Annotated in this window: 6 protein-coding genes; all 6 read right to left on the reverse strand. The window is 33.4% G+C overall.

Annotated features, from left to right (window positions below; all coding sequences use genetic code 11):
* The coding region (locus C1I60_RS03195; RefSeq protein WP_170970726.1) for an NAD-dependent epimerase/dehydratase family protein at window positions 1–471 on the reverse strand (471 nt) is incomplete at its 3' end.
* A gap of 16 nt (window positions 472–487) precedes the next feature.
* Complete coding sequence (locus tag C1I60_RS03200; protein WP_137060455.1) at window positions 488–1,462, reverse strand: glycosyltransferase; 975 nt, start codon at window positions 1,460–1,462, stop codon at window positions 488–490.
* A complete protein-coding gene (locus C1I60_RS03205; protein WP_137060456.1) occupies window positions 1,459–2,571 on the reverse strand; it encodes an FAD-dependent oxidoreductase in 1,113 nt (370 codons plus the stop codon). Before C1I60_RS03205 ends, C1I60_RS03200 begins: the two co-directional genes overlap by 4 nt.
* A gap of 44 nt (window positions 2,572–2,615) precedes the next feature.
* Complete coding sequence (locus tag C1I60_RS03210) at window positions 2,616–2,966, reverse strand: EamA family transporter (RefSeq protein ID WP_137060457.1); 351 nt, start codon at window positions 2,964–2,966, stop codon at window positions 2,616–2,618.
* Between the two features lie 130 nt (window positions 2,967–3,096).
* The gene (locus tag C1I60_RS03215) at window positions 3,097–5,097 is read right to left on the reverse strand and encodes a hypothetical protein (protein WP_137060458.1); all 2,001 of its coding nucleotides are present in this window, start codon (window positions 5,095–5,097) and stop codon (window positions 3,097–3,099) included.
* Window positions 5,098–5,268: 171 nt separating this feature from the next.
* Window positions 5,269–7,890, reverse strand: coding sequence for a hypothetical protein (locus C1I60_RS03220; protein ID WP_137060459.1), 2,622 nt, complete (start codon window positions 7,888–7,890; stop codon window positions 5,269–5,271).
* Window positions 7,891–7,956: the final 66 nt, after the last annotated feature.

Genomic DNA, 7,956 nt, shown 5'->3' on the forward strand with positions numbered 1-7,956 from the left:
TAAATGTAAAGCATTGTCATGAATTAAATCATAAATAAAATTTTTCTTAAGTCCTTTGCCGAATAGGCCAGGGAGACGAATAATCAAATGGTCATGAAAAGTTTTGGTAACGAATTGTTCTAAATAAAAACGATGTTTTCCGTAAGGTTCTGTTGTTTCTATTTGTATATTCGCAGACTCATCAACTTTGATAGGAGTACTATATACATCAACTGTAGAGATGAGCACAAACTTTTGAGCCTTGACCTCTTTTAAGCAGGAAATCAGTTGATTGATATTAGCAAGATCTTCCTCTGGGGCTTGATTAGCCTTCCATTTGACAGCTGGGGCGGCCGCACATACAACTAAATCATATTCCTTACCTTTAATAGACTCAATATTGGACGAATTATACAACTCATCAAATGCTGTCTGTGCAAGTAAAGTGGAACCTACATACCCGGTAAATCCTACAAGACAATTTTTTTTCACAACGCTCTCTCCTTCCTTATTGACCAGAAGCACTCTCTTTTTCTTTAATTAACTCCAATCTAGGCTTTTTCTCTTTATACATTTCTACAGACTTGGTACTGTAAAAAGGACGATTTTGGATCTCAATTAATATGCGTGAAGTGTACTCTCCAATAATCCCACCGATAAAAAACAACCCTGCGAAACCAAGAGAGATTAAAATCATAAGTGTAGTCCAACCTTGTACTACTGACTGATTAAAAAAGTAATTATATAAAGCGTATCCCCCCATGAACAAAGAAAACAAGAAAAATACACCTGTAAGTAGATGAGCTGCTCTTAACCCAAAATGAGAAAATGAAACCAACGCATCTACAGCTAACGAAATATTCTCCCGATTTACTTTCCTACCAGTCATTCTATTGACGGGCTTATAATTAACCAAGGTTTTAGAATAGCCCGTAAGCTCATAGAGGGCTTTCCTATATCTTACCTTTTCTCTCAAATTTAGCATAGCGTTTAAAGCACGACGCGTTACTAAGCGTGCAGTTTCTGTAGAAAGAGATAAATTTAAGTAAGACACCTTATTTAGTATTCTATAAAATATTCGAGATTTCCAGCCAGCTTGCCCAGACGTAGCAGCGACTATATCAAACCCTTTTCCGGTTGCCGTTTTGAACATTTCGTACAGCAGGTCTAAATCAAAATCAATGAATAAAGACTCAATTTCAAACACAAAGTCACCCATTGATTTATTAAGTCCTGCCATCATCGCATGCTCAACACCATGTTTTCTGGACAGATTAATAATCGTAGTGTCCCCATAAATATTTTCCATTGCACTATGCGCGTTCTCCAGCGTCTTATCTTGGCTAAAATCGTTAACCAGTATGATCTCATAGTGTTGGAAATATGTCATCAGTGTGCGGTCTAATTCAGTTAATGCCTGCACAATTTCTTGCTCATTATTGTGCGCATACAGAACAGTAGAAACAAAAACCTGCTCTTTCATAGCACTTCCTCCAAATCATAGATGGTGTTAAACTTCCCAGAAAAAACAGATACAAATCTCGGACTTTCTGAAAATTCTTTAATAACCGTAGGTCGGGAATCATCAAGCTCCGAAGCACTAATTAATGCTTTTACAGCAAATAGGGATTTTTTGTAGGTTATTTGAATTTCAGGATTAAGATACTTTTTAGCCAGTTGGTTCATTCTTGTCCAAGCTGTGTAAGGCCTAACCGGACAAGTATTACAATTGCTTAATTGCCTTACACTACAGGCATCATTGTATTTTTGACAAGAGAATTCAGGTAATGCGCTAAAAGATGACTCATGTGGAGTATGCCCAACAGACGTAAGTGAATGATACCCGCTTTCTCCAAAAGGCATTAAAGAAAAAAACGGCCCATCCATTACAGTAATTCCTACATCTTGAACGTTTTTGGTTACCCCCGTCATAATCACTTCACATATTTCATATTTAGTTGAAAATAACTCATAGTCAAACTTACGTAGAATCTGGTTAATACTCGCATAGGTTGCGTTAAGTATGTTGGTAGCTGTACAATCGGATCCATCAGCGAAACGAAGTACATAGTGATCCTCTTCAATGCTTACTTTGTCAATTAGTTTATTGAAACACAGAGACACATTTTTAAAGCCCTGTAACTTCTCCATGTACCAATTACGAATTAAATTAGCATCATAGCTATATTCCGTCGTTTCGAATGCTGCTTCCACTGCCCCTGGATTAAAATACATCCTGCTATTAACCTCTAGCGCGGGTACTTCCACATAATCACAGAAATGCTGAAACTGCTCCGCATTTGTTAAGGAATCATTCGCAGAAATCGCATATATTTTCTTAAACCTATCGTTTATAGCAAAAGAAAAATCACGGACAAATCGCTCATAGTAATGAGCAGATTTCGCAGCGGTTGAAACACTTCTTGGATAGTGATACCCGTTGTGAACTCTGGCCTGGTTAATATAACTCGCACGTTGCAAAGGTTTGTCATCAAATTCAATCACAGCTATTTTAAGATCTTTCTTCGCTAATAAGTGAGCAGCATAAAGACCGTATATCCCAGCGCCAAAGATAACATAATCGTAATTCAAAAGTCATTCCCCTTTTGTCAGTGCCACATTTTGTATATTCTTAGTCAATAAAAAATAATGATAGTACCGATAATCAGCAAGATAATACCCATTAGTTTAAAAACAGTTATCGGCTCGTGAAAAATCAAAACAGACACTGCAACAATACCTAGTGTAGTCAATGCCTGCGATACAGGCGAAATTCTTCCCAATTCCCCCCTAGACAAAGCAAAGATGTAGAATACAAAGCTAACACCATATAAAATTGCACCGAACCATATGTAAGGTGAGGTAGACAACTTTATAAGTGATTGAAAGCTAATCCCGGTAAAATTCAAAACATTTATTCCATGCTTTAAAGTGATTTGAGCGACAATGTTAAAAAGCATTGCTAAAAAAAGCAACAATAATAGCATTATAATCCCCTAACAGTTTATTTATTGTTTATTCTATCACTTGTAAAAAAAATTTGCATTATGAAGAATTTTGTCAAACTGATAGTTCTCCGCCTATCAATATCCAAACAAAAAAATGCAAAAGACCTACCTATTTCACAGTAAATGAATTTGGAAATATCAATTTTTGAATATCTTTTTCTTTAAGACTAAGCTGAATCCATGGTCCGTTAATGGAAATGTTTAAAATATGATACTCTTTTCCTTGTCTATCAATTAAAATTGTTGGTTTTTTCTCTAACACTTGATTAGTCTCCATATTATTTTCAAGTAAGATTGTTGAGTTATTACGATGAACGCCTAAGTACCAGTTACTATCTGTAAAATCAGCTGTTGTAATATTTAAATCTTTAAAAGATATACTTATCTTAAAAATGGAATTTTCATTTTTTCTAGCCAATTTACTATCTAAATGAATGATTCCTTGAGGAGCTATTCTATAAATCGGTAATATTTTGTTGTTTACTTCCAAGCTAGATACATTATTGTCTGTCATTAAATTCACAACATTATTATCAATTGGAATCGCACCTTCAATAACATTTTTAGGGATTATTCCTACGATTATAATTTCGCCTTGATTTCGGTCATATATTATAGCATTTCCCCATGAGAACAAACCGTTTTTAAGAGATTTACCTAAAAGCCATACAATATTTTTATCTTTATAGACTTGTACGGCATCATCAGCAAGTTCCTTTCTATCTCGTATTTTTTCATAAACTCCCCTGTGTAGCAGTAAATTTGCGTATCCTCTAACGTCGCCATTATTATAAAATACCGCGTTGTGATACTTAGAATTTATATATTCAATTAGTGACTCGCTGGCAGCTAAATCTTTTTCTTCCCATACTCTATGACTATTATAAAATTGAACAAGAGTAACTACAGCCGATAGCACAATCAAAATACTCATTTTTTTAATATATATAGATTTTGCACTAGCTACCCCCACTAAGATTATGAGAATTATTAACAAGACAAGCTTCAAACGATCAAATGAATATATTATTGCATGTTGTTTCATAATCACATTTTCAAAAATGGGGAATAAAAAAAGAAAAAACCATATTTTTAATTTTTTGAAATTACTAATGAAATCAGGACGAATGTTTCTATTTAGTAAACAAAACAACACAATTAACCCTGTTAAGATTAAATATGGTCCAAAAGATTCCCAGTAGCCTTCAAATAGGTATCTCCATCCAATAGAATTCGCAATATTGCGTGCGAAAAAACGAGATTCTAAAGTATTGATCAATGCTTTTGGACCAATAGCTATCCAAAATGGTATCAAAAACGAAGCAACCGCAAGTAAAGTGCTAGAAATAATAATAGAAAGTAAAGTCAAATTATTTTTACTCTTAATTCCCAAGAAAAATAAACATATTAGAAAAATAAAATTAGACAAATATCCTGTCCATTCTGTAGCCGGAGCGCAAAAAGATAAAAAGAAAAACAGAAGATACATATAAACGTTGTTGCCATTTTTTAATTTTAGCAAATAATTAAATACAATAAGCTGACTTATCCAAAAAACCTGAAATAAAGATTGAGACCAATATATTACACCATGAGAAAATAACGACTCTAAGTTGAAAATATATACTGTGACTGCAATAATAACTCCATATAAACAAAGTTTTTTATTATTTGTTATCTTACTAATCAGTAAAAAACATAAAATAGCTACAAAAATAGAACAAATAAAATGAATTATTAAATTAAAATACATTAAATTTATGATAGTAGTGTTAAGCCCCAACAAACTAAAAAACAGATAAGGGATGCTAAAACCAAGTTGAGGAAAAGAAGTATAAAAATAATTTCCTTTTTTATCAGAAACAGTTGCGCCCCAAGAAATATATTTATCCTCCACCGGCCCCAATGAAACAATAGGTAAGAACAAGTGATCTTTGATCGAATTCTCTTTAAGTGCATCTATGGTTAACAGGACATGATAGGAAGCATCAATATTAGTTATATTTGAGTATGGTTTTAGATTAGAAGTTCTCACGAATATAGAAATCGAAAAAATTAATATTATTAAGAATAAAAATAGAAAATACTCTTTTTTTGAAATTTTCGGCATTTCGTTTCCTCCATTATCAACACATGACTCCATACTTCTTAATGAACTAGAATTCCTTGTCATTCCTAGATATGTAGCACATAATGAGCATGAATACATAAAGTACGATGCATGCTCTTATGCGCTTTTAATCACAGTTTGCTAACCAACCATAGCTGAACTTCTATCTGGTCATTTTACTAGCTTAACCAATTTAATAGAGTTAATTTTAACTTTTACATTAGCCTTATCCCCTACATCGAATCTTAGCTCATTGTGGCTGTTTCTTAACCAGTCCGGATCCGAACCTAAAGGTATTAATAATTGTCCACTAACCACATTAAATAAGAAAGAATGATCTTCATTATATTTCTCACTTTTTCTGTTACTACTATTCCAATAAAGTTGGCCTTGGAAAGGTTCCTGAGATCCTACAATATTGAGGTCAATTAATAAAAAGTCAGCATCTTTTCCTTGTATAGGAGAATCAAGTTTAAAACTCACATATGGATCATTACCGTTGGTCACTATACTCCCATCCGCTTCTTTGATAATCTCATTAGATCCTGACAATGGCATATAGTCCGGTAAAGATTGAAATCGATCCTTCATTTCTTTAAAGTTTCTTCCCCAAGCAACTGGTAACGATTTTAAATCCTTTTGATGAAAAACTGCTCTTAATTCGTTTTCACCGGCATCAGTTGTACCTTCATAAGCTTTAGTTTCCAACATTCTCTGCTTGCTCACCAAAAATTGAAGAGAATTATATTGATAGTACACGTAGTCTCTTTCTAAAAACCATTTATATAATCTATAGGCACGTATTGAAGCGGGTCCTCCATCATGTCTGATTGCTGGACCAATAAAAACTAATGGCGGCTCTTCTTTATCAAGATTTTTTATCATTTTTTCTTGAATCTCTTCATTGGCAGCAAGATAATCTGCAGAATAGAAAGTAGGAACTTTTTTGTTAGTTATCTCATAAAAAAGTGTCCGATTTGTTAAATCTGCATAAGTCTCTCCTGTTTTCAACATTTTTGAGAGTACTGTTTTAAAATCCAACATCTCTTGCCATCTTTCCTTAGCAATAAATCCCTCACCGACATCTGGAATACCCTGCTTTTCACCATTTACAAAAATAGCGTTGTCTGGCACAACCATTGGTTGTATTAGCTTTTCTGTAATTCTAAAAGCCTGCTGCTGCCCAAAAGTTGCCACAGAACCTAGCAATATTGCAAATACGATTAAATATATATGATGAGCTACACTATTAAACCTATTTTTAAGAAAAAAGACATACAGGGCTGGTATTAAAAAAGCAAAACATATAAAAGTAATTGATCCAGAGCGATGCATTGAACCAGAATCTAAGCGCCCTAAGCTATACCCGGTGATTAATACTAAGAATACAACCGATGTAATACAATATAAAATCATGAGATAAGTTTGCTTTTCTTTATTGAAAGACACTGCTCTTTTCACATTAAAAATCATTAATCCCACAAAAAGAAACAGAGTGAATATCCATCCTCCAATTCTAATGGATTCCCAAAGCAGTCTATTTAGTTTATCGTACGGAAAGGGCTTAGGAAACCATTCAGGAGAAGACTGGGTTTCGGAAAAAAGACTTATCCCGTATGCAAGGGTATTAGCAGAGCCATTATCAAGAATAAATTGAACAGTCCCCAATAGTGTTGGGAATAACATTACTAAAGTACAAAGTTGAATTACCAATAAACTACAGAATAATAATTTATGTTTGAAGAATACCTTACTCCATAACTTAAGCTTTATCGTCCTATATAACATCACGCCAAATAGAGGTAAAAAGGCTACTGTCAAAGCTGCACCCATGGATGGATTATATAAACAATGGACTAAAGACATCCAAAAATAAAAAAAGGTCCACTTCACAGGATTAGACAGCGTCTTTTTGTGAAAAAGAATTAGCATATAAGGAACAATTAAATAAGTTCTGTTCATGCCCGATTCATATAATATTGGCAAAGAAAATATGATGAATAAAAAAGCCCATTTTGAATCATATAATTTTTTTATAAGCAACACTACGAAGACACCCATAATTATAGGGAATGCAGCAAACGTATAGTTGATACTTGATAGGTTTCCATTAAAAACATAGTCATTAACAAGACTATACATTGGGCCCATTATACCCTGTATTGACATTACATCTACGTTAAGTCTCATTCCATAATTCAACATTTGTTGTAAGGGCATGAAAATTTCCCCTAAATGGAAATCATCTGAAACAAAGCCACTATAAACAGGAGTGGAGTACAACATAATAATAGTTAAAGGTATTAATGAAGGCCAGAATATGTAATCCCACACATTGCTATTGCTACCTTCACTTTTTCTATGTTTTAAAATCAATAGGAACGTGTAAATAAACAGTATAACAGCTATAGAAGCCATTATAGCTAATGTATCATTATTTCTATGCAATTCAATTTTACTTCCCGTCTGATATACACCAAACACTAACACCAATGTTATAAAAGGAAGAATTAATTGAGATAAATACATTAAGGTCTTTGTCAGAGTGGTTAGAAGGCGCTCTTTATAAAAGTAAATTGCAACTTGAAGCATCCAAACTAATAGAGTCAGAACTTCCGGGATAAACTGTGCTAATTTGTTAGAAGAATTTGGGTTAACAAAACTAAAAACAAAAAGCAGCGTTATAATTGCGAAATAAGTAAAAGTAAGCGATACAATAAGACTTGTAAAGACTTGCTCTTTATCGGAGGAATCTGTTTTTTTACCTTCAACAACAAAATAGGTAATAAACATCAATATAGAGATATAAATAAAAGAACTATTCCCACTAAAAAAATAAAAACTGACCGCGTAGAATAA

The sequence above is a fragment of the Paenibacillus terrae genome (assembly GCF_005217525.1).
Taxonomy (GTDB): Bacteria; Bacillota; Bacilli; order Paenibacillales; family Paenibacillaceae; genus Paenibacillus; species Paenibacillus terrae_C.